The 25,175-nt window shown below is 29.0% G+C and carries 21 protein-coding genes; 5 read left to right on the top strand and 16 right to left on the bottom strand.

Going from position 1 to position 25,175, the window contains the following annotated elements; all coding sequences use genetic code 11:
• Positions 1-211 precede the first annotated feature (211 nt).
• From Q4Q40_RS16595 to Q4Q40_RS16580, 4 genes are all read left to right on the top strand, one after another.
• Positions 212-1,366, top strand: a complete 1,155-nt coding sequence (locus Q4Q40_RS16595) for a M14 family metallopeptidase (RefSeq protein WP_303303053.1) — start codon at positions 212-214, stop codon at positions 1,364-1,366.
• A 70-nt stretch (positions 1,367-1,436) separates the two neighbouring features.
• Positions 1,437-1,916: an Lrp/AsnC family transcriptional regulator gene (locus Q4Q40_RS16590; RefSeq protein ID WP_303303052.1), complete on the top strand. Its 480-nt coding sequence runs from the start codon at positions 1,437-1,439 to the stop codon at positions 1,914-1,916.
• 411 nt (positions 1,917-2,327) lie between these two features.
• Entirely contained in the window at positions 2,328-3,779 is a 1,452-nt protein-coding gene (locus tag Q4Q40_RS16585) for an MBOAT family O-acyltransferase (RefSeq protein WP_303303051.1), read from the top strand.
• Between the two features lie 5 nt (positions 3,780-3,784).
• Entirely contained in the window at positions 3,785-4,741 is a 957-nt protein-coding gene (locus tag Q4Q40_RS16580; protein ID WP_303303050.1) for a hypothetical protein, read from the top strand.
• A gap of 14 nt (positions 4,742-4,755) precedes the next feature.
• Here Q4Q40_RS16580 and Q4Q40_RS16575 read toward each other — a convergent pair whose 3' ends face one another.
• The 12 genes from Q4Q40_RS16575 to Q4Q40_RS16520 form a co-directional block, all read right to left on the bottom strand.
• The gene (locus Q4Q40_RS16575; protein WP_303303049.1) at positions 4,756-5,898 is read right to left on the bottom strand and encodes a GNAT family N-acetyltransferase; all 1,143 of its coding nucleotides are present in this window, start codon (positions 5,896-5,898) and stop codon (positions 4,756-4,758) included.
• Positions 5,899-5,901: 3 nt separating this feature from the next.
• Positions 5,902-8,565, bottom strand: coding sequence for a GNAT family N-acetyltransferase (locus Q4Q40_RS16570; protein WP_303303048.1), 2,664 nt, complete (start codon positions 8,563-8,565; stop codon positions 5,902-5,904).
• 2 nt (positions 8,566-8,567) lie between these two features.
• A complete protein-coding gene (locus Q4Q40_RS16565) occupies positions 8,568-9,197 on the bottom strand; it encodes an acetyltransferase (protein WP_303303047.1) in 630 nt (209 codons plus the stop codon).
• Positions 9,198-9,216: 19 nt separating this feature from the next.
• Entirely contained in the window at positions 9,217-9,825 is a 609-nt protein-coding gene (locus Q4Q40_RS16560; protein WP_303303046.1) for a sugar transferase, read from the bottom strand.
• A 33-nt stretch (positions 9,826-9,858) separates the two neighbouring features.
• Complete coding sequence (locus Q4Q40_RS16555; RefSeq protein WP_303303045.1) at positions 9,859-10,527, bottom strand: acetyltransferase; 669 nt, start codon at positions 10,525-10,527, stop codon at positions 9,859-9,861.
• 41 nt (positions 10,528-10,568) lie between these two features.
• A complete protein-coding gene (locus tag Q4Q40_RS16550) occupies positions 10,569-10,817 on the bottom strand; it encodes an acyl carrier protein (RefSeq protein ID WP_303303044.1) in 249 nt (82 codons plus the stop codon).
• 4 nt (positions 10,818-10,821) lie between these two features.
• Positions 10,822-12,318, bottom strand: a complete 1,497-nt coding sequence (locus Q4Q40_RS16545) for an AMP-binding protein (RefSeq protein WP_303303043.1) — start codon at positions 12,316-12,318, stop codon at positions 10,822-10,824.
• Positions 12,319-12,341: 23 nt separating this feature from the next.
• On the bottom strand, positions 12,342-13,439 hold the full coding sequence (locus tag Q4Q40_RS16540) for a hypothetical protein (RefSeq protein ID WP_303303042.1): 1,098 nt from the start codon (positions 13,437-13,439) through the stop codon (positions 12,342-12,344).
• 9 nt (positions 13,440-13,448) lie between these two features.
• Positions 13,449-14,054, bottom strand: coding sequence for a sugar transferase (locus Q4Q40_RS16535; protein ID WP_303303041.1), 606 nt, complete (start codon positions 14,052-14,054; stop codon positions 13,449-13,451).
• Between the two features lie 145 nt (positions 14,055-14,199).
• Positions 14,200-15,510, bottom strand: a complete 1,311-nt coding sequence (locus tag Q4Q40_RS16530) for a phenylacetate--CoA ligase family protein (protein ID WP_303303040.1) — start codon at positions 15,508-15,510, stop codon at positions 14,200-14,202.
• 1 nt (position 15,511) lies between these two features.
• On the bottom strand, positions 15,512-16,555 hold the full coding sequence (locus tag Q4Q40_RS16525; protein WP_303303039.1) for a sugar-transfer associated ATP-grasp domain-containing protein: 1,044 nt from the start codon (positions 16,553-16,555) through the stop codon (positions 15,512-15,514).
• 226 nt (positions 16,556-16,781) lie between these two features.
• Positions 16,782-17,933, bottom strand: coding sequence for a glycosyltransferase family 4 protein (locus tag Q4Q40_RS16520; RefSeq protein WP_303303037.1), 1,152 nt, complete (start codon positions 17,931-17,933; stop codon positions 16,782-16,784).
• 569 nt (positions 17,934-18,502) lie between these two features.
• Between Q4Q40_RS16520 and Q4Q40_RS16515 the strand changes: the two genes are divergently transcribed.
• Positions 18,503-20,479, top strand: coding sequence for a right-handed parallel beta-helix repeat-containing protein (locus Q4Q40_RS16515; protein WP_303303036.1), 1,977 nt, complete (start codon positions 18,503-18,505; stop codon positions 20,477-20,479).
• A gap of 95 nt (positions 20,480-20,574) precedes the next feature.
• Here Q4Q40_RS16515 and Q4Q40_RS16510 read toward each other — a convergent pair whose 3' ends face one another.
• The 4 genes from Q4Q40_RS16510 to Q4Q40_RS16495 are packed head-to-tail and all read right to left on the bottom strand — an operon-like array spanning position 20,575 to position 25,131.
• A complete protein-coding gene (locus Q4Q40_RS16510; RefSeq protein ID WP_303303035.1) occupies positions 20,575-21,978 on the bottom strand; it encodes a phenylacetate--CoA ligase family protein in 1,404 nt (467 codons plus the stop codon).
• Positions 21,979-21,980: 2 nt separating this feature from the next.
• Complete coding sequence (locus Q4Q40_RS16505) at positions 21,981-23,120, bottom strand: glycosyltransferase family 1 protein (RefSeq protein ID WP_303303034.1); 1,140 nt, start codon at positions 23,118-23,120, stop codon at positions 21,981-21,983.
• Positions 23,120-24,010 (bottom strand): glycosyltransferase family 2 protein, encoded by an 891-nt coding sequence (locus tag Q4Q40_RS16500; RefSeq protein WP_303303033.1) that lies wholly within the window; start codon positions 24,008-24,010, stop codon positions 23,120-23,122. Before Q4Q40_RS16500 ends, Q4Q40_RS16505 begins: the two co-directional genes overlap by 1 nt.
• Before the next feature lie 20 nt (positions 24,011-24,030).
• The gene (locus Q4Q40_RS16495) at positions 24,031-25,131 is read right to left on the bottom strand and encodes an EpsG family protein (RefSeq protein ID WP_303303032.1); all 1,101 of its coding nucleotides are present in this window, start codon (positions 25,129-25,131) and stop codon (positions 24,031-24,033) included.
• Between the last annotated feature and the right edge of the window lie 44 nt (positions 25,132-25,175).

Below are 25,175 nucleotides of genomic sequence, written 5' to 3'. Positions count from 1 at the left end.
CAAACTTTAACTTCATATAAAGTACTTTATTATACTAATTTATAGGTGTTTAAGTGTTAAATAATATAATTAAAGTTTTTTAAGTATATTTAGTAAACAACTCACTTAAAACACTTCTTTTATTGTATAAATCTGTAAACATTTCTGATTGTTTCTGTGTTCACAATTGTAAATTGTTAATTGTTTACATTTGTCACTTAAAAACCATAGTATGCAAGTAGAAGAAATAAAATCATTGTTTTTAAAACACAAGGAAACGAACTTATTTCATCGTTATATAACGAATAAACACATAGAGCCTCTTTTAAATAATTTAGCCAACCATGTAACGGTAGACGTTATTGGCAAATCGGTTTTAAACAACTCTATTTATGGATTAAAAATTGGTGAAGGAAATAAACGAATTTTAATGTGGTCGCAGATGCATGGTAACGAATCTACCACGACTAAAGCACTATTTGACCTATTAAATACTTTTTTAAATGAATCTTCAACTTTTAAAAGCCTTTTAGAAGCCTGTACCTTATATATAATACCTATACTAAACCCAGATGGTGCTCAAGCTTATACAAGAATAAATGCTAATCATGTTGATTTAAATCGAGACGCTCAAAATTTATCGCAACCAGAAAGTCAGGTTTTAAGAGCCCTTTTTAAGTCATTTAAACCTCATTTTTGTTATAACTTACATGGGCAACGGACTATTTTTAGCGCTGGAAATACTAATAAATCTGCTACGGTATCGTTTTTAGCACCTGCTCAAGATGATGCTTGTACTATAACGCCTAACAGGAAGATTGCTATGGAGGTTATTGGTGTTATGAATGACACTTTGCAAAAGATTATTCCTAATCAAGTAGGAGTGTATGATGATGCTTTTAATTTAAATTGTGTTGGTGATACTTTTCAAAATGAAAATATACCCACAATTCTGTTTGAAGCTGGTCATTATGAGAATGATTATGAACGTGAAGTAACACGTGAACTCATCTATATATCTTATATCTCATCATTAAATTATATTTCTAATACTATTATAACGGGGAGTAATTATAAATCCTATTTTAAAATTCCAGAAAATGAAAAGCGTTTTTTTGATGTTATAATAAGAAATGCCAGGGAGGGTAATTCGGATGAAAAAATTAATGATATAGCAATTCAATTTCAAGAAAAATTGATTGATAATAAGATAGAATTAATTCCAAAGGTTGAAAAAATTGAAAATTTAAGTGATTTTTACGGGCATAAAGAAATCAATGCCAATGGTTTTGAGGTCTTCGGAGTTAATAATCAATTAGTGAAAACAAGTTACGAAAACGTTTTCGTAATAATAAATCACGAGAAGATCTTATTATTATCGAAATAAAACATACTAATTACGCGTAATTATTAATGAAAATGTATTAATTTTGATCTTTATTTAAGAATAACTAATTATGGGTAAAATAAAATTAGACGAAATTGACCATCAAATTCTTGATATGTTAATTGATAACACAAGAATACCGTTTACAGACATAGCAAAAAAATTATTAATTTCTGCGGGAACAGTACATGTTCGTGTTAAAAAAATGGAAGAATCTGGAATCATTAAAGGTTCTTCATTAATGTTAGATTATAAAAAACTTGGTTATTCATTTATTGCATACGTTGGTGTGTATTTAAATAATACGTCTCAAACTAAGTTTGTTTTAGAACGCATTAATGAAATTGCATATGTCACTGTTGCACATATTACTACAGGGAAATTTAATATTTTCTGTAAAATTAGAGCTAAAAGTACAGAACATGCTAAAGAAGTTATTTTTCTATTAGATGCTATAGAAGGTGTATATAGAACTGAAACAATGATATCTTTGGAAGAAAGCATAAATGATAAAAAGCGATTGATGCATTCTATTTTTAAAAATATGTAAATTGTATTAATTCTTACTGTATAATATAAAAAAGCCCTTTTTGAAGGGCTTTTTTATATTAACATTTTTCGCAACAGAAACAGTCAAGGGGTTTATAATAACTTCTTTTATGTTAAAGACTGTATAATTCGCTCTTTGAGTTTTAAATAGAATGAAATTACTTGATAGTAAGTATGTATTCTTTTTCTTTTAGTATTTCATGAAGCAGGTTTTTAGGCATAGGAGTGGTTTAGTTATATATTATTTGATTAATTATTTCGGTATATTAACTTAATTAATAGCTTGCTAATCTTGTTTTTGTGTTACTTGTATATAAATCAAGTAATTCAAAGAATAATTTTGAAGTTTCAGATGGGTTGTATGATATTTATAAACAATTTCATTGTTCGATATATTTTAACTGGCTAATGCATGGTATTTAATTCTTTAGAGTTCTTTATTTTTCTTTTTATAGTTTTTGTACTTTATTGGTTTCTTTTTAAAAGGCATGTTAAAATTCAGAACATTCTTTTACTTGTAGCCAGTTATGTTTTTTATGCTTGGTGGGATTGGCGATTTTTATCGTTAATAATATTAAGTACTACCGTAGACTATTTTGTAGGAATACTGATAGATTCCAATTCTAAACAGTCAAAAAGAAAACTATGGCTTTGGGTTAGTGTTGTGTTTAACGTAGGTCTTTTAGGCTTTTTTAAATACTATAATTTTTTTGTAGACTCATGGATAGATATGTTTTCTATGTTTGGGTACAATATAAAAAGTACATGGACATTAAAAGTGATTCTTCCAGTAGGTATTTCTTTCTATACGTTTCAAACGATGTCTTATTCCTTTGATATCTATTATAAAAAACTTAAACCAACAAAAGATTATTTATCATTTGCTGCCTTTGTAAGTTTCTTTCCTCAGCTAGTTGCTGGACCTATTGAAAGGGCTTCGAATTTACTTTCTCAAATCACTAATAAGCGGGTGTTTAGTTATGATCAATCTGTTAGTGGCCTAAAACTAATATTATGGGGACTATTTAAAAAAGTTGTTATTGCTGATGCCTTGGCTCCAATAGTAGATGATATTTTTGCTAACTACACCTCATATCCTGCATCTACTCTTATTTTAGGCGTCACATTATTTAGTTTTCAAGTATATGGTGATTTTAGTGGGTATTCAGATATTGCCATTGGTACTGCTAAATTATTTGGAATTGAGTTAACATCTAACTTTAAGTTTCCATATTTTTCAAGAAACGTGGCCGAATTCTGGAGGCGTTGGCATATATCTTTATCTACATGGTTTCGATACTATGTATATATTCCGCTAGGAGGGTCTTATCAAAGTAAATGGATATCTCTTAGAAACATAACTATTGTTTTTTTAATTAGTGGATTTTGGCATGGAGCCAATTGGACGTTTATAGTTTGGGGGCTAATACATGCCCTTATGTTTATTCCATCCTTTTTAAGTGGTCGAAATAAAATGTATGCTTATACTAATATAGGAGATAGCACTCCTTTTAAGACTTTAAATGAACTCTTTAACGTTTTGCTTACTTTTTGTATAGTGACATTTGCCTGGATCTTTTTTAGATCAGATTCTATTTTAGAGGCATTTGTGTTTATTAAAAGAATACTGTTTAATTTTTGCTACGAGTCTTATAACCATCCTATGGGGTATAGAATGATCGATTATTATATTTTAATTGTTTTGTTCATATTATATGAATACAGAATAAAGAAAGACGAGAGGTCACCATTTAAGTTTAGGTCAAAATTTGTAAGATTTATTATATACACTTTGATGATACTTTTGTTAATGTTGTTTTATGATGACGATATTGATAGATCATTTATTTATTTTCAATTTTAATCAAGATGAAAAAAATATTTTTTAAAACTGCTTTATATGTTATTTTGATTTTAATATTATTAGAGGTCATTGTTCGTGTTTTACATTTAGCAAAAGATAACCCTATACGATTTGTTGATAAACATAAAGTAGAAAAGTGGTTGCCAAATCAAGAAGGTTACTCCGTAACAGGTAATCGACGCCAAAACTTTACTAAATTTCATATAAATAACTCTGGATATAATTCTTATAGAGAATTTATTCCTACTAAAGAAAAAAAAGAGATTGCGCTGGTTGGAGATTCTTTTATTGAAGGCTTTCACCAAAATTATTATAACTCAATTGGTAAAAAAATAGAGGATAGGTTAGAAGGGGTAGAGGTGTATGAATATGCGTATGCGGGATATGATTTGTCAGACCAATTGCATTTGATTTATGCCTATAAAGATCAATTTGATTTAATAGATTATGTCGTTATTGGGTTGAAATTTGAAGATGATTTGACAAGAAGCGAATACCATGTTGTACAAGATAGGATGCATTTAGAATCTCCTTTATATAAAAAAGCTCGTAGTATAAAATTATTGGTTTATGCTCAAAATATAGGTATATTAGAATCGTTATGGAAATTAGCGGGTCGATTATCGTATATAGGAAAAAAGCAGACAAATACACCGAAAGAGGTTATTTCTAAAGAAGCTATTGAAAAAACACACCTTACTTATATTGAAAATTTTAAAAGCCTCGTAAATAATTATGGTTTTGATAAAGAACGGTTTGTGTTTCTTTTAGATACTAGTATTACTCCCTCCATTTTTTTAGATTATTTGGTAAGTAATAATTATAAATATTTAGACACTTATGAAGTGCTGAATAAATCAAAATCACCAACTACACTGATTTATGATAGGCATTGGAATAATCATGGAAGACGTTTAATAGCTGAATTAATCGCAAATCATGTATTTATCTCTGAAGAATAAGTGTCGTTTATAATTTAATCAAATACGACTTTTTGATTTTTCTTGCTTCCTATAATTAAATAGGACGTTTTTGATTTTTCATATACAACTACATCATTAATATGCTCTATATTAGAATATAAAAAATCAAATACAATTTTTCTTAAAAAAAGGTATTGATCTGTATTATAGTCTATTTTTTTATAACTTTTTAATGCATTAATATCATTATCAACAGAAGACAGCTTATAATTTAATTTGAAAGGCATTGTTTTGTTTCGTTTTGCTTTCCATTTTTTATAGCGTACATAAGTTAATTTATAAATACCTTCTTTTATGCTAACTTTGAGAAATTCGATATTGGCATTTATTATTGCTATAATAGATTTTTTTGGATAAATAATTTGATGATTAAAATGATATATATCGTTAGACCATTCGCGTTTATAACTTAAATCACCCATACCAAATTCGTATGTGTTATGATTGTTTTCAAGACACCATTCTAGTTTTTTGTAGATCTCAATACTACCTAGACTAAATTTTGCATAATCTATATTGTATGATGAAACGGAACTAAACATTTTTCCATTAAAATGATTGCTTAGAGATATGCAAATAGGTTCAGAATTATTTTTAATTACAAATAGGGATGCTTTACTATTGTTAATTAAATTAAAGAATATTTTATGATAATGATTCCAATTGAGTAAGTTTTGACTAACATCATTGCGTTGCTGAAATCTTTTGGTTATCATTTCTTTTAAGGTATCCATATAAAAGTTATAGTCCTTCTCTGAAATAGCGCCATAATGAAATTCATAACTTATAGGGAAACTAATTTCTAACCTTTTAAGTCTTTTTAATATTGATTTTGCATTTTTTTTAAACCGGTATTTTAAATACGCATCGATACTATCAAACTTATCTAATAGAATAGCATATCCTTTAAAGAACTGAGTCACTTTTTTTAAATTAAAGAGATCTCTATCAATTTGTGGGGCTATATAATTAGGAATAAACATTACAGAATTTATTCTACTAGAATTCTTTTTCTTTTGATAATTTGAATTAATCAAATCTTTTTTCTCTTGCGTATAGTATACATTCGAAAAAACATCTGGAATGGTGTTTTTCTCATAATACTCAAAAAAGAAATCAGTAATGTTTTTCTTCATTAATTATCTATTTTGGAACCTATAAAGCGGAAAAAAATAGTTTTTTAATTCTTCCTTATGGATGCTACCATAATCTTCTAAATGATTTTCACATAGTTTATCATATGCTTCATAATCAATTATTTTTCTGCCTGTATAAAATGTAACATCCTCGTCTTTTGGGAAAAGCGCTTTTTTACTTTTATGTAAACCGTCATTATCTTTCAATCCACCACCTAAGACATAATGTTTATAATTGTTTTTTATGGCCCACTTAATAATTTCTACCCTTAAAAAATCATTAGGTCTATATTTGTAATAATTAGCATCAGTACCACCAAGAAAAGCAAATACAGTATTGTCGTTTTTAATAATGAGTTCTGTTGAGATAGCAATATCATCTAAATAAACTATTGCAATTGTGAATTCATCTAAATTATTTAATATCAAATTCTTGAAATAGTCTGATGAAAAGAAATATATGGACTTCGCATCGTGCCTAATCATTGTATCTGTATAAATATCAAAGAAGGTTTTAATATGTTCCTCGTTAATATCATTGGAGTTAAGAATTTTGATATTCAGATTATATGAAACTGCTTTACGATAATTATTTCTAACCTTGGATGAAAAAGAGAGCCACTGATTTTCAAAATCATGATAAAGTTTCCCTTTTACATTCAAAAGAGAACTTATTAATAGACCTGAATAACCCAAATAATTTTTATTTAAACTAAATCTAATAAATTCTGTGATGATGTTATTCTCTTTGTACCAATTATCTACAGCCTTCCAAAATTCTTTTAAATCTAATTCAGTTATTTGATCATTATATAACGGACCACTATATCCATAGGGTGTAATAGCATCAAAATATTGTGAATCAGTCTCATTTGATTTTACTTGCCTTAAAATAATTGGCATAAATATTTGAGAGGAATCATTAACTTTAAATAGAAAGTATTTTAATGAGTTTGTCTCATTTTCAAAATACTTTAAATGGTCGTAGGCATAATAAATATTATTGTTCCAATTTTCTTTTAATATTTTTTTATATTTAATTATATCGAGATCATTATTTAAACTATTAATCTCTAGCTTATATTTTTTTGGTGTATAATCTTTGTCTTGAAATAGGTCATCAGCAATAATTTTTGATAAAACTTTAGATAACCATATTATTCTCCCACAATGCTCAACATGCCAGACAGGTTTGTTTTCTATAACATTCCCAGCTAACATAGGTCCCATTATATGAAGGTTTTTATTAGCTTCTAGTGAATCATTTACGTAAAACCCGATTTTTGATTCATTAGGGGTGCAATATCCTTTTTTAATTAAATTTTGATGAAGTATTGGTATATCGTCATGGCTTAAATTTTTACTACCAACACAATTTATGACTATATGGAAATGTTTGTTATGTGTTTTTTTATTTTTTGTAGAAGTTTCTATATACTCCATATTATAATTTCCATCGAAATCTGATTCTAAATTATTGAAGCGACCAGAAATATGTTCAAATCTATTTTGTTTTTCTAATTCTGTTATAACATTTGAATAATGTAAACCAGCACAACGTTGCCTTTTCCCAATTTCATTGCCATATTGACAAGCGAATATTTCAAGTTCTTTAACACTAAGAGTCTCAAGTAAAACCCCAAAATATTTAGAAATTATATATACAGTAGATGCTGGTCCTAAATTAATTTCATCCGCATAGTCAAGATCTTTAAATGTAGCTTCAGCAATTAATTTTGCTGTGATATTTTTTTCTTCTTTTAATTTATTTAAATGATTGGGAATAAATCCTTCTAGTTTTTCTTCATTAATCAAAGCATCTGGAACGGTGCCTTGCGTAGAAAGGAAAGTGAAATTAGTATTATTACGCTTGGTTTTTGAGCAGTCATTGAGTTTATAAATCAATTCAAGAGCACTAGCGTTTGCTCCAACAATAAGTATGTTTGTTGTTTCCCCGTTTCTGTTATTAATAAAGTTGTTTAGTTTATCTAAAACTACCCCTAATTCTGGTTTGTATGGGTTGTTTACAAACATTAAATTTTTCTTTTCAATAAGATGTTTGTTTTGCCAGAGATAGTTTATAGGCAAAGAACCTACAGATAAAACAACTTTTTGAGTACTAATTTCAGAACCGTCTTGTAGAACAATTTCATATATGTTGTTATCTTTTTCAATATCTATTACTTCTCCCGAAATAAAATTAACATCAATAAGACCTTTCTCTTTAAGTGCTTCAATTTTATTATTAACTCTTAAATTAATATAGCAGCCAAAAAAACGTCTTGGAATAAAAAGATCTTCCCAATTATTGTTACTAATAGCTTCTTCATTATTTGAAAGCCATTCTTTAGATAAAATACCCCCCTCTTTTTCAAAGGCATCTAAAAGCCAGGTTTTATTTTTATTTAACCATTTTATAAACAAACTAAGTTCTGGTTCAATTAAAAAATTCCTTAAAGAGGTTATTAAAAGAGTTGAAAATCCTGATCTAGAACCATATGGAATACCTAGATTAAATTCAGAATATTTTTCAATTATGTTTATTGATACCCTATCATTAATGATAGCTTGGTTATCAACCTGATCTAAAAAATTTATAATACTAAAAGAGGTTGAAATTCCAGAACCAATAAATGTAATGTCCGATATTTTTTTATGCGTATCCAAACCTAGTTCTGTTTTTTTGTGTTTATTATTTTTCCTGGATTTCCAACTACTGTTGAGTAATCAGGAACGTCTTTTAATACAATGGTTCCAGCACCAATAGTACACCATTTACCAATTTTCACTTTTGGTATAACAACAGCACCAACACCTACATGGGAGCCTTCTCCAACCTCTACATGTCCACACAAAGCAGCTTTAGGAGAGATGTGAGCAAAATCACCAATTACGTTATCATGATCAACACTTGCTCCTGTATTTATAATAACATGTTTTCCTATTGACGTATTTGGTTGAATAATTGCTCCTGCAAATACAACCGTACCATCTCCGATTTTTGATGTGTTAGAAATAATGGCTGACTGATGAATGGCTTTTTCATAAGTACAGTTTAAAAAATCTGCAATTTCTGCTCGCTCTGCGTTTATTCCAACAGCGATAATTACTGGAGGACCATCATGCGGAAAGGTGTTTATATTTTCTCTAGCTCCAATAGCTACATTTTTAGAAGCGTAGTGAACTCCTTCTGGTTTATCATCAAAAGTTTCTGTAACGATATAATTATTAATTTCTAAAACCTCTTTTATGACCTGAGAGTGACCACCAGCTCCGTATATTCTTACTTTGCTTTCCATTAATTTAATTTTTAATATATTATACACTATTACCTCTCCATGTAGGCATAGTCATGTTTTCATTAGTATTAACTCCATCTTTTTTTATAACTTTTAAAATAGTTAGAAAAAAAATTTTTATATCTAAACTTAAGCTCAAATTTTTCACATACCATACGTCATATTCGAATTTCTGATTCCAGTTTAATGAATTTCTACCTTTGATTTGTGCCCAACCTGTTATGCCTGGTCTTACATCATGTCTTGTCTTTTGAACAGCATCATACAAAGGCAAATACTCAACTAATAAAGGTCTGGGGCCAATAATGCTCATGTCTCCTTTTAGAACGTTTACAAGTTGTAAGATTTCATCTAATGAATATTTCCTTATAAAAGCCCCCACTTTTGTAACACGATTTAGACTATGCACTTCATTTTTAGTATTCGAGTTTAAGTCGGTCATTGTTTTGAACTTAATAATTTTAAAAAGAGCTCCATGTTTACCTGGTCTTTGTTGCAGAAAAAAAGGTTTGCCTTTATTGGTGAAAAGCAATATTGTTATGATAATTAAAATCAATGGTGATAAAATTATTAAGCCTATAACCGAAATTAAAAAATCTATAAAATTTTTAAAAAATAATGAATACATTACCTGTTTATTATTATTTGTTAAAGCCACATACTATTTTGCTAAATATGGTTCTCCTATTTCTCTATCCTTAATCTTTTTTGTTGGTACGCCATATGCAAGAATATTATTCCCTATATTTTTTAAAACCAATGAACCTGCACCTATAATAGTATGCATGCCTATTGTAACATTTTGGATGACTGTAGCTCCTATAGATATAGCTGAAAATGCTCCTATATTAACATGTCCACCAATAGTTGAGTTAGGTGCTAAACTTGAAAAATGATCCATAACGCTATCATGTCCTAAAGAAGAGTTCGTATTTAAAATACAAAACTCTTTTATTGTAGATGCTGCGTTAACAATAACTCCAGCCATTATAACCACACCAGACTCTATTTTTAAATTATTGCATAAAATAGCATTTGGATGTATTGCTGGTAAAAACTTAAATTTTGGAGCTATTTTTTCTATAACATCCCTAACTTTATTTCTTGACCAATTATCACCAATAGCTATAATTCCACCAATAATATTCTGTTTTTCCATTAATTCTGGAATTAAACTTTCCTTTCCTAAAATGGGATAGCCCATTATTTTTTGACTGGGTTTTTTATAAGAATCAATTAGACCTATTATTTGATATTCATTTCGTTTTTCGATGATGTCAATTATAACTTTTGCATGACCAGAGGCACCTATGATAACTATTTTTTTCACTTTTATATCTTTGGGATTCGTTTATAAGAATGATCAAGTTACTAATTTATTAACAATTCTGATTCTATGGTATTTAATAAGTCTCCAACACTGTCCATATTCATTAAATCCATCAATTTAAATTTAATATTAAATGTTTTTTCTATTTCAGTAATAATCATCATGTGTGTGATCGATTCCCAACCATCAACATCTTCAGCTGTAGTTTCATTGGTAAGCTCAAAGTTAGTATGTTCTAAAACACTTGAAAATGCGTTGGTTACTTTTGTTAAAATATCTTCTCTATTCATAGTTTTAATTTATATCGAAATGTTTTTTTAATTCTTTTCTATCAATCTTGCCATTTATGCTATGTGGAAACTCTTTAATAAATCGAACATGCATTGGAATCATATAACTTGGCATTTTAGTTTTCATATATTCAAAGATGTCGTTAGTATCAAAAGCGTCAGATTCGATGGCAAGTCCTAATTCTGCATTTCCAAGTTCATTATATACATCTAGCGCTACCATGTTAATCTTTTTTTCTGATTTGGTTTTAGCATGAAACTCTATCTCCGATAGCTCTACGCGGTAGCCTCTTATTTTTACTTGAAAATCGGCTCTACCGACATAAAGAAAATCGTGATCCTTATCTTTTATACATAAATCTCCCGTTTTATAATATCTTATTTTTTTTCCATGTTCGTTTCTAATAAAAAAGCTCTGTTTGTTTCTTTCTTCATTTTCCCAATAACCTGGTGTTATTTGTGGGCCTCCTAAGCAAAGCTCTCCAGTTTCTCCAATAGGAACTTCTTCGTTATTTTCGTTAACTATAAGATATAATGTGTTTTTTTGGGGTGTTCCGATTGCAATTATTCCATTGTAAGCCTTTGTATGTGTCTCCTTTTGGTATGGATAAAAACCACTATAAACTGTGAATTCTGTAGGACCATAATAATTAAATATCTTACAATTAGGAAGACAATCACTCCATTCTTTTGCTATATCACTATGTAATGCGCCTCCTCCAAAACTACAATACCTTACAGATGGCTCATTAATCTCGGGAAAATAAGGACGTAAATAATTTATTATGGAAGGAACCATAGTAAGTACTGTAAGCTTTTTTTCTTTGATGAGCTTGAAGATATAAAAGTATTTCATTGTTCCCTTAGGTATGGTGTACATGCAAGAACCTGCCAATAAAGGGAATAAATAGGTGACAACAGAAAAATCAAATGTTAACTCAAACATTTGAAGGCATCTATCTTTATTATTTAGATTAAATTCTGATTCGGCATCTATAGCATCTACAAGTGCTTCAACATTATTAAATGTGATGGGTACTCCTTTAGGCACTCCTGTTGTTCCAGAGGTAAATAAAATATAAGCTAAGTTATCTCCAGAAAAATCTTTTGGATTTAGATCTGGATAAAGATCTTGTAGTGCACTAGAATTAATAACTTTATAATCTTTATAAATTGATTCTTTAGTAGAATCAATCACATGCTTGGTTTTTGTTAACTCAAAAATATGATAATTTCTGTCTAGAGGCGTATCTGGGTTTACTGGCACATAAGCCTTTCCTTCTAGCCAAAGAGCTATTATACTAGCGTACGTTTGTATATCATCATTCGTTACTAAACCAATTAGTTTTTCTGAGGCTTCAATGGTGTTAACAATGGCATACCTGATTTTTTTTACTTCAATCTCAAAATCTTTATATGTAAAATGTGTATTATTAATACAAAGCGCATTGTAATTACTGTTATTTTCTATTGAATTTTGTATGTTTTTTATAAATCTCATTTAATATTTTATTACAATTATCACTAATAAAAATGACCGTCTCTGTTTAAAAGATTTACTCTCTCAGGACTTAAATCTAAAGTGTTATGAGCTAGTCCTTTTTTTACAACTTTATGAGTGAAAACAGTGAAAAAACGTTTTCTTATATTTTCTGCTAGTTTAGTATCATCTGTAAATATAAATTTAGTCTTCTTTTTAATAAAATTATCAATTAATGCATCTATGCATAAATCGTAATTTTCTTCTTTTTCAACTATAAAATATTTTACATTAAATTCATTATAATTTATTATGTAAGATAAAAAACCTATAACTTCTTCGTTTTTTATAATTTTTAAATTGTGTATATATATGTTGTTACTAATGCCTGTTTCTAAAGATTTATATTGTTGATTTTTAGGCACAACAACTTGGGTATATTGTTTATTATCTATTTGCCAATTTATATATTCTTTCGTTTTTATAATTAAATCGTTTTTGCATAAAGGTTCAATAAAATGCCATGCATCTTCATCTAATTCGTTTATATAATCATATACCAAATCTTTAGTATTTTTCTTTAGCTTATTATAGTTGATTTTATTTATAATTGAGGCTACGATGTAATCAAACCTATCAAGAAAATATCTAAATGGTTTTAAAAATTTAAACCTGCCAACTAGCATAGAAGGGTCTACGCTTAAAAATATGGTATATCTTAATCTTGATGCAATAACAGTAAAAGGTTGTTTCTCATAAAAACCTTCAATATGCTCGGCATAGGACTTTATTATTATTTTATTATCAGCTAATCTTAATGCTTCAGAAAATGTATACGTTCCAAGAACTGTTTTTTTATATTTCGGATGTACCCACCATGAAATCATCCAATATACTTTCTCTATTTGTTCGTTTTGTTTGTTTAAAAAATCTGGAATCATGAAAATGAACGACACCATTTTTTGATTTTCTGTAGTTATAATACAGCAGTAGTCATCCTCTTTAATTCTTGTATTAGACAGAAGCCATATAGCTTTACTTTTTGGTAAAGGAGAAAGACCACCTTTCCAGTAGGTGTTTTGTTCAATGCTATCCCGAAGCATTTTTTTTGTAATTCCAGTAACACTTAAATCTTTACTCATAATCAAAAATCAATTATTACCATTAAAATACTCTGATGTTAGTTCATTAGAGAGGTTTACGTCTTTTTTCTGTATTACTTTAACAAAAGTTTGTATTAGTATTTTAAAATCTAATAGAAAACTAATATTCTCAACATACCAGACATCTAACTCAAACTTTTTTTTCCATGTTATAGAATTTCTACCATTTATTTGAGCCCAGCCAGTGATACCAGGTTTTACGTTATGACGTTTTTTTTGTGTTTCATTATAAACTGGTAAATATTCTATAATGAGTGGGCGAGGCCCTATTAAAGACATATTTCCTATAAGAACATTAAAAAGTTGAGGAATCTCATCCAATGAATATTTTCTAACAAATTTCCCTAAGGTTGTAATACGATCGTGATCGGGTAATAAATTCCCTTCCTTATCCCTTAAGTCATTCATTGTTTTGAACTTCACAATTTTGAAGATTTTTTCGTTTTTACCAGGTCTTTTTTGAAAGAAAAATGGCGTGCCTTTATTTGAAGCTGTTAGAAAAAGTGCCACAATTATTAATAAAGGAGAAAATAGAATTAATCCTAAAAGGGCAAAAAGAAAATCTAATAGTCGCTTTACTATTTTTTTATACAAATTCTACGGTTTAACTTATACTTTGTTTTTTTGCTGCTATTAATAATTCAGTATCAAATATATGACTATCTATAAAATTATATCTTCACAAATTGTTAAATCCGTTCTTCACTATTGTTTTATCGGTAAGGTGCTTATTTTGTAATTAACTTATATTATTTTCAGAATAATTATTTATTGTAGCCTTTCTTTTTCCCGATGCTAACAATGGAATTTCTTCTACATAGTTAATTTTTATTTCTGAATCATTACCTAAATATCCTTTAAATTCATTAATAACATCAACTTCTTGTTTAAAATCATTAGTGACATTTAATTTTAACAAATATCCTTTTTGAGATTCTTGAATTAATTGGCCTTGAATAACACCTTTATATTCTACAACGTTTGTTATTATAAAAGAAGACACAATTTCTTCTTTGGTATTATAGATAACATCGGTTTTTCTTCCTTCTATATTTTTTAAGATAGGAGGGGTAACAGAATAATCAATAGTACCTACATCACCAGTATCATAACGTATTAATGGTATTGCATAATTATGCAAATCTGTAACAACGATTCTTCCTGCTTCTCCTTTTTTTGCTGGGGTATCTTTATCTAGTTTAAATATTTCTACATAAAAACTGGCCCAATTTATTATGAAACTTTCCTTTTTAATGGCCTGCTGGGCTATGATTCCATTTTCACTATTTGAATATCTAGAAACCAGGTGTGCATTAAAGTATTTGTACATAGATTCTTTGGTGTATTTATTAACACCTTCAGACATTGCTATAATTGATTTTACATAGCTATTTATGGGCTTGGATTTTGTTTTATCTAAATACTTACATATAAGCTCATAACCAGATGAATAACCTAGCCATCCTTTTGAGGATTTATCCTTTCTAATTTTATTTATGATACTTTTTATGTATAAGTCATTAAGATCAACGACCTCGAATTCTTCAATATTTTGCACAAATTTTGTTAATCCTGATTTTTTTAAATTAGTATCCCAATTTCTTAAGTATAGGAGTTTACGACCTATTTTAAATCCTGCTAGTTTTCCAAAATAAATAGAATCTGCAGTGTTTCTAGTAACTTTATTTTTGTTTTGATTAATTTTTAATGAAATACTAGTTGATCCGCTAGTTGAAACGATTTTTGTTTTTTTGTTTATATAGGATTGCGATTCGAATTCTTTAATACGAGTCCTTAAAATATTTTTATTAATTACAGGAAAATCTTCTATTGTTTTATAATTTTTATAAAACAAGGTAGATCTATTAGCATGATTTATTAATTCTATTAAGTTTCTTTCTCTAAGAGCTTTGGATTTAGATGTAGAGAAATTTTCTAAAATATAAGAGATCTCTTTATAGTGTCGTTTTATTTTTTGCCCCTTAATCATATCTAAAAACCAAAAGGATATAAATCTTAGGTATTCTAATAATGATATTAATAATTTCATTTTAGTTTTTAATTTCTTTTAAAATTTCTTGGATTTTTTCATGTTTACAATAGCCGCCATAGGCTACATCTGTCATATGCAAGGATGGTCCGTTATTACATTCAATAATTATCGGTCCATTTACAGTAATAGCAACATCCCAGCCAACAATTCTATTTGGTAAGCTTTTGCATGCTAGTTTTACCAAATCACAAGATTCGGTCACAAAAGGTATGGCATATCCATTTAAAATAGTTTTGGAGTCTGGGTGCTCAACAAACTCACGTCCTCCTTTAGCAATGTCTTGCCAACCTTTTCCCTTAAGCTCACCTGTATCTGTATTAACTGAGATATAGAAGCCACCAGAACTGGCATTATCTATAAAGCTACCTCCAATTCCAAAACGCATAAGTGCAGATAATACATAAATATTTTGTTGCTCATCTATATAGGTATCAATTCTTAATGTATTTACAGCACTTGAATATATTTTATTTATAACTGGATGCTGAATTATAATTTCTTGATGGATATAACTGTTTTTTAATAAAGCCTCACTAAATTCTTCTATTTTGTTTTTTAAGTTTTTTTCTTCCAAAAGGATACAACCCTTGCCTCCAGAACTATCTAAGGGTTTTAAAAACAACTTCTTTTGCTTACTTTTAAATAAAACGTTTTTGAAAAAAGTGAGAAGTTCTGACTTCGTTTTTATTAAAACAATTGTATCGTTTAAAAAAAAAGTATTTCTTAAGTTATAGCTTATAAGGTTGGGGGTGGGTATATTATTTTTTATGCAGTAAAGTGAAAAACTTAATTTATTATTTGAAATAGCAGCTATTTCTGGAATGAGCATTTTTGGTGATTGAATAATGCGAACATATTCCTTTAGACTTAAATAATTTTTATAATCTGTAATTTCTTTTCGATATAAGAATTTTCTAAAATAGTCTATAGGAATTTCTTTTTTTATCCATGTAAAATGGAATAACTCTTTAAATATTCTTAACCATTCTTTTTTATTTTCGTCTTTAAAAAAGACCCCTAAGAGTTTAAGTTTCGAAGTCATAAGGTTTGTTATTTTTGCTAGTTGACTTTTACTTGGTCTCAAATGTGGTTAAAACTATGATTTTTAGTGCATGTCGCTTTCAGCTTCTAAAAATCTTTGACATGAATTCACAGAAATTCAGTTTTACCATGATTATTATTTTACATTTCGCATATGTTATAAAGCAGATTTTTAGTTTAAATAAACCCCTATTTACATATTGAAAATGAATTACTTAAATGAGTTATTACAATTTTTGATATTCGGAAAGTAAAGCTTCCCAAACTTTTTTTCGTTCAAATTTTGAAACTATATTCGTTCTAGAATTTATTCCCATTTTTTTGGCTTTCTCCTGATGTAATAATATATAATTCATGGATTCGTAAATTGCATTTTCATCTTTTACAGGAATAATAAGCCCTTGTTTTTCATGTTCAATTATTTCATTGCAACCGTTTATATTTGTTACAATACTAGGTAATTCCATAGCTCCAGATTGCATAACTACGTTAGGAAACCCTTCACGGTAACTAGGGAAAACTAAAGCATTTGATATTGCAAAATAAGGTCTAACATCGTCTACCCAACCAGTACAGGAAACATTTTTATTATTTTGTATTATTTCCATTGACTTTGGTAAAAGTGGATCTAATTCGTTTTCATAGGTTCCTACCAACAGTAGTTTTATCTTATTATGTTCTTTGTCTATTTTATCAAAAGCTATCATCAATTCGTTTATTCCCTTATCTGCGACTAGTCTACCTGTATATACAAATACAAAATCATCTTCAGATATATTTAAACTTGTTTTAAGTTCCAGTTTAACTTCATCATCAAAAATTACTGGATCGAAATATGAAGTATCAATTCCGTTAGAACTCCCGTTTGCTATAACTTTAAGTTTATCTTTATTTGTGAAATTATGCTCTATAATAATATCTACCAATCCAAAAGAATTTGGGTATATTTTAGTAGCACATTTATAAGTTATTTTTTCAACCACATTAAGAATGAATCTTTTAAAACCTGTTGCTTCAACAAGAGGTAGACCAGCTATAGTGTGTAATCTATGAGGAACTCTTGCTAATTTAGCTGCAAGCATAGATAAAGTTCCTGCTTTAGGTGTGTGAGAATGTACAATAAAAGGCTTTTCTTTTTTGAATAATTTATACAGTTGCCACACAGCATAAAGGTCTTTAAAAGGTGTTATTTTTCTTGTCATTTCAACCGCAATGGTTGGCACATTTTCAGATTCTGAAACTTTAGCCAGCGCATTATCTTTTCCTTTTGAAGACACAGCTAATATGTCAAAATAGTTAGACATAAACTTTAATTGCCCTTCTAATAGACCGCTTAATGACAAAGGAACTGTAGTAACTCTAATAATTTTTTTCTTCATAAATTCGGTTATGTTAACCTAATAATTGTGCGGTGACAAATATATAAAAGTAATTAGTTATCATTTGTTTTTCTCTTTCTATTGCTTAGTTTTAGGATAAACAGCTAATGAATTGAAAATTATGTTATTTTGATACAGTTAAAAGCAAAAACGAAGGATTATAAGAAAATCTTTTATCTATAATTTTACCATACATCGATCTTAAAGATTACAATTAAATAACTTAAAATATACGTTTTTGCATCTTTATTGCGTTATTTTTAATCAATTGATTATTAACATATTAATAGCGATAAGTTATTAAAACTTATTAACAATTAATAGATATAATGGGTATTAGGGGGTATTTTTGTTTTTTTTATTTGCATATGGAAGTCCAAATTAAACTCTTTAACGTAAATATCAATCAGTTAAGGGAATCAATAAACACTTAATCGTATAAATTTGTACTTAATCGATTACAAATTATTTTTAATTTGTTTTTTATCGAAAAAAAAGAACACTTAAACGGTTTTTTAAAAAATTATTTTACTATTGGAAAAGATATTAACCCCCAAATCAAGATTATTATGAAAAGGACTTTAAAAACTATGCTATTTACATTACTATTAATGATATCAATGATGTCATGCAATAAAGAAGAAATATTTACTGAACCAATTATAGATAATGAGGAAGAAACACCTATTGATACTGAAGATACTGATGATGATGACGATGATTATAATGCAACAACACCGTGTGATTTTACATTAGACAACTTAGATCCTAATACTACCGTAATAATAGATTGTATTTTAGACCTAGGAGGGGGTACTGTAAACCTTCCTGCGAATGTTACCATTGATTTTGAAGGTGGTGATATAATTAACGGTACACTAAATTTTGGTGATAATGGCGTTATTGATGGCCATTTATTAAATTCAACATTAACAGTATCGGGATCTAATCCGCAATTAAAAGATCCAACTTTTAATTTTGATCCAAAACGATGGGGGATTGTAGAAGGCGCAACAACCTCTGATATAGCATGGGAAAATAATAAAATACTTGAATCGGCAATGTTTAGGGCTAAAGAATTAGGTGTAACTACTTTTAAAATAGATGCAATAGATGCTTATTTTGAAGGATCTAGACCAACGCCTCCTGAAACTAATTATTATCCACATAGGGAAGCTGTAAATATCCCTTCAGATTTTAATTTGGTTATGACGGATAATTCACATTTAAGAATACAACCAGCAACTACAAGTACTGAAGAATTAGATAATGGAGCGATTTTTTCTATACGTGACGAAGATAATGTTACGGTAACTGGAGGTGTTTTACACGGAGATAGAAAGGTAAGATATTTTTCTCCAAATGATAATGGTTTAGAAGGGAGTCATTTATTCTACATACAGTCTGGACGAAATGTTACACTTGATGGAATTAAGTTTATTGATGGCTCTAAAGGAGGTTTAAGTATTAGTTCTATAGGCTTTACTACAACGCCTGGATATAACCCTACTAGAAATTTGAAAGTATATAACTGTGAGTTTATAAATATTAGAAGAATGAGTATTGCATTAACGGATGGTCGTGATATACTAATTGAAGGTTGTACTTTTACAGATACAGCTCAGCCTGATGCAAATGCTGATGGTGGTGAAGTAGGATATGCAATTAATGTTGAAGCTGGTAGAATACGTGATGCAAATGGCACCCTAATCGAACAAGAAAAGGCGACAGATATTATAATCAGAGGAAATACAGAGACAGGAAGTAGAGGAGGATCTATTTCTGTACATATAGGTCAAAATGTTACTATTGAAGATAACGATTTAGAAACCCAAGTAGCATATACTTATACTAATGGTACAAAAATTATTAATAATAGATTCCATGGTGCACAATCATCATCCAATTATGCTGTTTTTGCAACTGGTGATGGAGATACCGTTTATAATAACGAAATAGCTGGAAATATAATTAAAGATTACAGCTCTGGAATTATTTTAAATTCTAACGATATTGATGTTCATGATAATGTGATTTCTGGAGGAACTATTGGTATTCAATTATCCAAGACAATAAATTCGCAAGTTTATAGCAATAATATTACGGCATCTTATGCTGGTATTAGTGTAAGTAACACATGGCTTAATAATGTAGAAATTAAAGGAAATGAAATATCTGCAGGAAGTTTAAACATGTCTTTTTCACATAGTAATAATGAACCAGAACATGCTAGTTATTCTGTTACTGTAACCGAAAATATTTTTAAAACTTCAGAAAAAGTAAGTTTTTCGAATGTAAACGGAATTACTTTTAGCAATAATGATGTTGCTGGTATACAAATAGGGAATTCTACAAATTTAACGATATCAGAAAACACTATTAGACCTACAGATTTTGATGGTATTCGTCTTTATGAAGGGCACACAAACATTTCGCTTTTAAATAATACCATATATGAGCCTACTGGCGCTGACAGATTTGTGTGCGTTAATAATAGTTCTCAAAACCCAAGCGAAGTTACAGATACAGGAAATACATGTAATTAAAACACCAAGTCAATCTAAAATTGATTGACAGTTTTTATAAATTAAACCAGAGAAGTTAACTTCTCTGGTTTTTTGTTTTTTTATGTGATAGCTAGCTAAAGGTCTATTTTAAAGTTTCTTTTAACAGCATCAAACTTCCCGTTAGGCCCTAACGGAATATCATCTACGACATTAATACTATAGTTTATATTTTCACCTAATCTGGTTTTTAGGTTATGTAAAAAGCTTTCCTGCATCTTTTTATCAAACTTTTTATCTGCTATTAAATTAACGAGAATCTCTTGAGGGTTTTCTTGAATAATCTGACTTTTAACTATGCCTTCTAACCCTTTATACGCTGTATCCATCCTACCTACATAACCTTTTTCTTCTGTCCATAGAATATCGTCTTCTCTTCCTGTAAGCTTTTCTATAATAGGCATTGAACAACCGCAAGAGCATTTCCTTTCTTTTTCACTTAATAAAACAGTATCTTCTATATTATACCTTATTAAAGGCGTTTTTAAATTTGTAAAACTAGTCACTACAAGTTGAGCAACCTCACCAGGTTTTGCCTTTTCACCATTTGTATTAATAAATTCAAAGACACCCGAATCTAAGTTTAGATGTAAATTACCTTGTACACATTCGGTTATAAAAGGACTTCCTTCACTAGACGCATATTGGTTAAAAACATGGCAATTAAATGCTTTTTCTATTTCTAATCGTTGGTAATCATATAAGGTTTCTGCTGTAACAGCTATCGCTTTTGGTGTAAAATCTAATGTGATATTATTCTCATTTATAAATCGGCTAAGTATATAAATTGCTGAAGGATATCCATCCAATAATAGGGGTTTAAAACTATTTATTTTTTTTATATAATGGATTAAATTAGCTTCTTTTAGATGGTATGTAGACATTAACAATTGCCTTTCGAAATAGTTATATACCCAAAACGGTGGTTTTGTTGCATCTGGACGCACCATCAATCTACCAGAAAAACGCACTTGTCTTACTTTTTTCGTATCTAAACCAATCACCTTATGAAATCGTCTCCAAAGGGCAAATGAACGATTTATAGACTCCGAATCTAAATAATTAATTGTTGGAGAACCAGATGTCCCGCTTGTATAGCCAACACCATCAGTTTTGCGATTGGTATTTACAAGTAGGTCTGCATTCGTTTTTCTTTCCGATTTTTTAAGAATAGGCATTTTTTGAAGCACATCATAGGGGGTTTCTTCGATGCTTTTTAATGTTATGCCTAAATCGTTCATCTTATTGGCATACCATTTTGAGTATTGATAGGCTTCTGAAAGTAAAAGAATTAATCTTTCTTTTTGATATTCTTTAATGGTCGTTTCATTAGAATTCCATAAATTAATATATTCTTTTAAATAGGTATCAAACGCTTCAGTATATCGCTGCTTTGTATTTTGAAAAGCTTTTATGTTTAACAATATATACTTAAAAGGGTAGGGTAGGTGATTGTATATTTTTTCTTGGAATTTACCCATAATTATATAGTTATTTGCTGCGTATAGAATTCCTGTATTTGCTCTGTATTTGAAACAATATCATAGTTAGCTTTAATAATTTTATCAGTCTGATCTACTTTTTCAATAGAATCCAGTTCTGTTATTTTATTTGCCCACTCATCAGCAGTTTTATTAATTGAAAGAAATTGGATGTTATCTGTTAAATGCACTTCATTCGTTATAGAATCTGAGGCAAATATTTTTAAACTAGAAGCTTGCGCTTCAATTAAGGTAACAGGTAATCCTTCATAAAAAGAAGGAAAAACAAAGATGTCCATCATTTGACATAATTGTGGAATATCTGTTCGAACACCTAAGAAAAGTACTTTATTAGTAATTTTTAAACTTTCGGCTTCTTTTTCTAATGATTTTTTTAATGGTCCATCTCCAATCAAAATCAAAGTCGCATTTGGTTGCCTTTTTAATAGCGCAGCAAATATTTGTAATAAAAAAGAATGGTTTTTTTGACTAACAAAACGACCTATATGCCCAATAACTAATTCGTTTTGTAAATTAAATTCCTTTTTATAAGCTTTCGATATTACTTCATCATATCTAAATTTATCAGTATCAATTGCATTATTCATGGTTGTAAATGCTGTGTCTCCAAATAACCAATGGCCTGCTTTTTCTCCACAGGAAAAGTAATGGGTGGCATCTTTTTTTACCTTTTTCTTCAACTGAAACTTGACTAATTTTTTAAAAATTTCTTTAAGGCTTTCTTTTTGATTTATAAAAGTTGAAAAATTAACCTTATCTATAGCTATGTGTGCATGAGCAATTCGGCAAGTGATATTAAATTCTCGGGCTATTTTCAAAGGAAAACAACTAAAGGTATTTAAGTGTGAATGTATTATATCATATTCTGAATGCGCATTAAAAAAGGCTCTTAACTCGCTATAATATTTTTTTGGTGCGAAAGGACTTATGGGGTCAAATTTATATATGTTACCACCTAAACTTTTTATTTCATCATCAAAAGCAGCCTTTTCTTTTCTGTGTACCAGAAAATCAAATTGAATTTTATCTCTATCTATTTTACGATAATAGTTCATAATCATGGATTCTGCACCTCCACGATTCATAATCGTAAAAACTTGTAAAACTCTAATTAAAGCCATTAAAAGTTGTTTTTTGTTTTATATCTTATATAAAAGTTTAAAGCTATTCCGAAAGGAATTGCAAAAAATGTAGTGATTTTTTTAGGAGACTCTTTTAGAAATGCCCCATTTTTTGTGAACATAGAACTTGATACATAATGAATAGCATTTTTAAATTTGTCTTTAAAATTCTTTGCTAACCGCATTCTACTTTTTCTAGAAAAAGCAAAACCTTTGGGATGGCGTCTGTATTGTTTTAACATATTCATGCTTGAACCATCTTCCATATATTCTACAACACAAAAGACGTCGTTAACAGGTAATAACTTATAATCTTGGTCTATAAGTTGATATAAATAGCCCAGAGGAACAAAACGTTCACCTTCATAAATAGGGTATGGCGGGTATTTTTTAACCACTTCTGTTCTATAAACCAATTTCTTATCTCCTAATACTTTATGCGTATTATATAGTTCATACAGCGTGGTTTCTTTAATGGTCTCAGGAATTTTTGTTCCAATGATGGCACCACTTTCGTCTGCATCTAATCCTACTAAACCAGCAAAATTTGGTTTGTCTTTAATTCTATCCCATGCATTGAGTATCTTTTCTATAGCTTCTTCTGCCATACAGTCATCACTATCTATACAAACATTAAGTGTTGTCTCAATAAGCCTATATGCTGCATTATGACCGCCATGCATACCCAAATTTTCTTGAAAATGGTATTGTATATCAATCTTATTTTCTTTAATCCAAGATTCAACTAAACCTTGAGTGTCGTCTGTTGAACCATCATCAATAATGAGCCAAACAAAATCTTGATTAGACTGGGCTATTAAACTTTCATAGCATTTATGAAGGCAATAGGCACGATTATACGTAGGAGTAAATACTGTAATTGTTTTCATAAAATTTTAATAATTCATTATTACCAATAGAATAAATAATACATACAATATGTAAACATAAAGTAGGTTAATACTACTTTACCAATCATGAAATGTTGAGTTTTAAAAAATCGTTCTTTGAGAAAAGGGTAAATAATAACTAATCCCATCATAAACCAACTTAAATAAGCAAATCTATTTGAGTAATTCGCATTTATTACGAGTATCCAAAACCCATTACAAATTAGATATGTATTTAAAATTTGAAAATAAAATTTATCTTGATAATTCTTTTTATATATAAAATACCAACCAGCAAAAACGGCGAAAGAACTGTGAAATAAGAAATCCCAACGAAACCCTGTGTATGCAAATGTACCTTCTTCAGCTTGGGTTGTTAAATACCCTGCAAGCCTATCATCATCACCAAAACCTAAGTTTGCGAATAATGTAATCCATACACTACCCAGAACTAATGATAAGGGAATACAGGCTAACCAGCCTTTTAAAAACACTTTTGGGTTGTTATAAAAATTAGTAATCCCGTATGCTATCATTGGGAGAAACATTGTTTTATGAAATGATACAGCCAGTAAAAAACACAATCCCATAACAACCTTTTTGTCTTTATAACTCACTCCTAATAAAAACAAAGAACCTGCAGCTCCATTTCTAATACCATTAACCCCGTAGGTGTAAAAAGAAAAAGAGACTACAAACATAAAAAATGCATAATACCAATATTCTTTAAAAAGTACTCTAGAAATTCTTATGAGAGGTAATGTGTAAATCATGACACAAATTGTAAAAAACATGTGTATTGAAAAGAAGTAAGAACACGTTTTCATATACACATGAAAAAAGATGTCTTTGGTCCCTTTTATAGGTGCTCCTAACTGGTAGTCTTCATAATACGTAGCATAGGTCCTCATATCTCCAAAATACTTTCCACTTATTGGCCTCTGTCCTAAATATAAGATAACAAAAACCGCTAAAAGTACCCCTGCAACTTTTATGAAATTTATATTTTTAGGTTCCTCTAACTTTAATACTCTTGTATGCAATAGCGTAAACAAAACTAGAAAAAGAAATGCATTAATATAAACATCAAAGTATAAGTCTAAAGGAACTAAACTATTCATATTCTATTTTTTTTCATTAAGAGATTTGTGATTTACTAATGAAA

This window comes from Flavivirga jejuensis (assembly GCF_030540765.1).
In the GTDB taxonomy this organism is placed as follows: Bacteria; Bacteroidota; Bacteroidia; order Flavobacteriales; family Flavobacteriaceae; genus Flavivirga; species Flavivirga jejuensis.
This window is presented reverse-complemented; position numbering and strand designations above follow the sequence as displayed.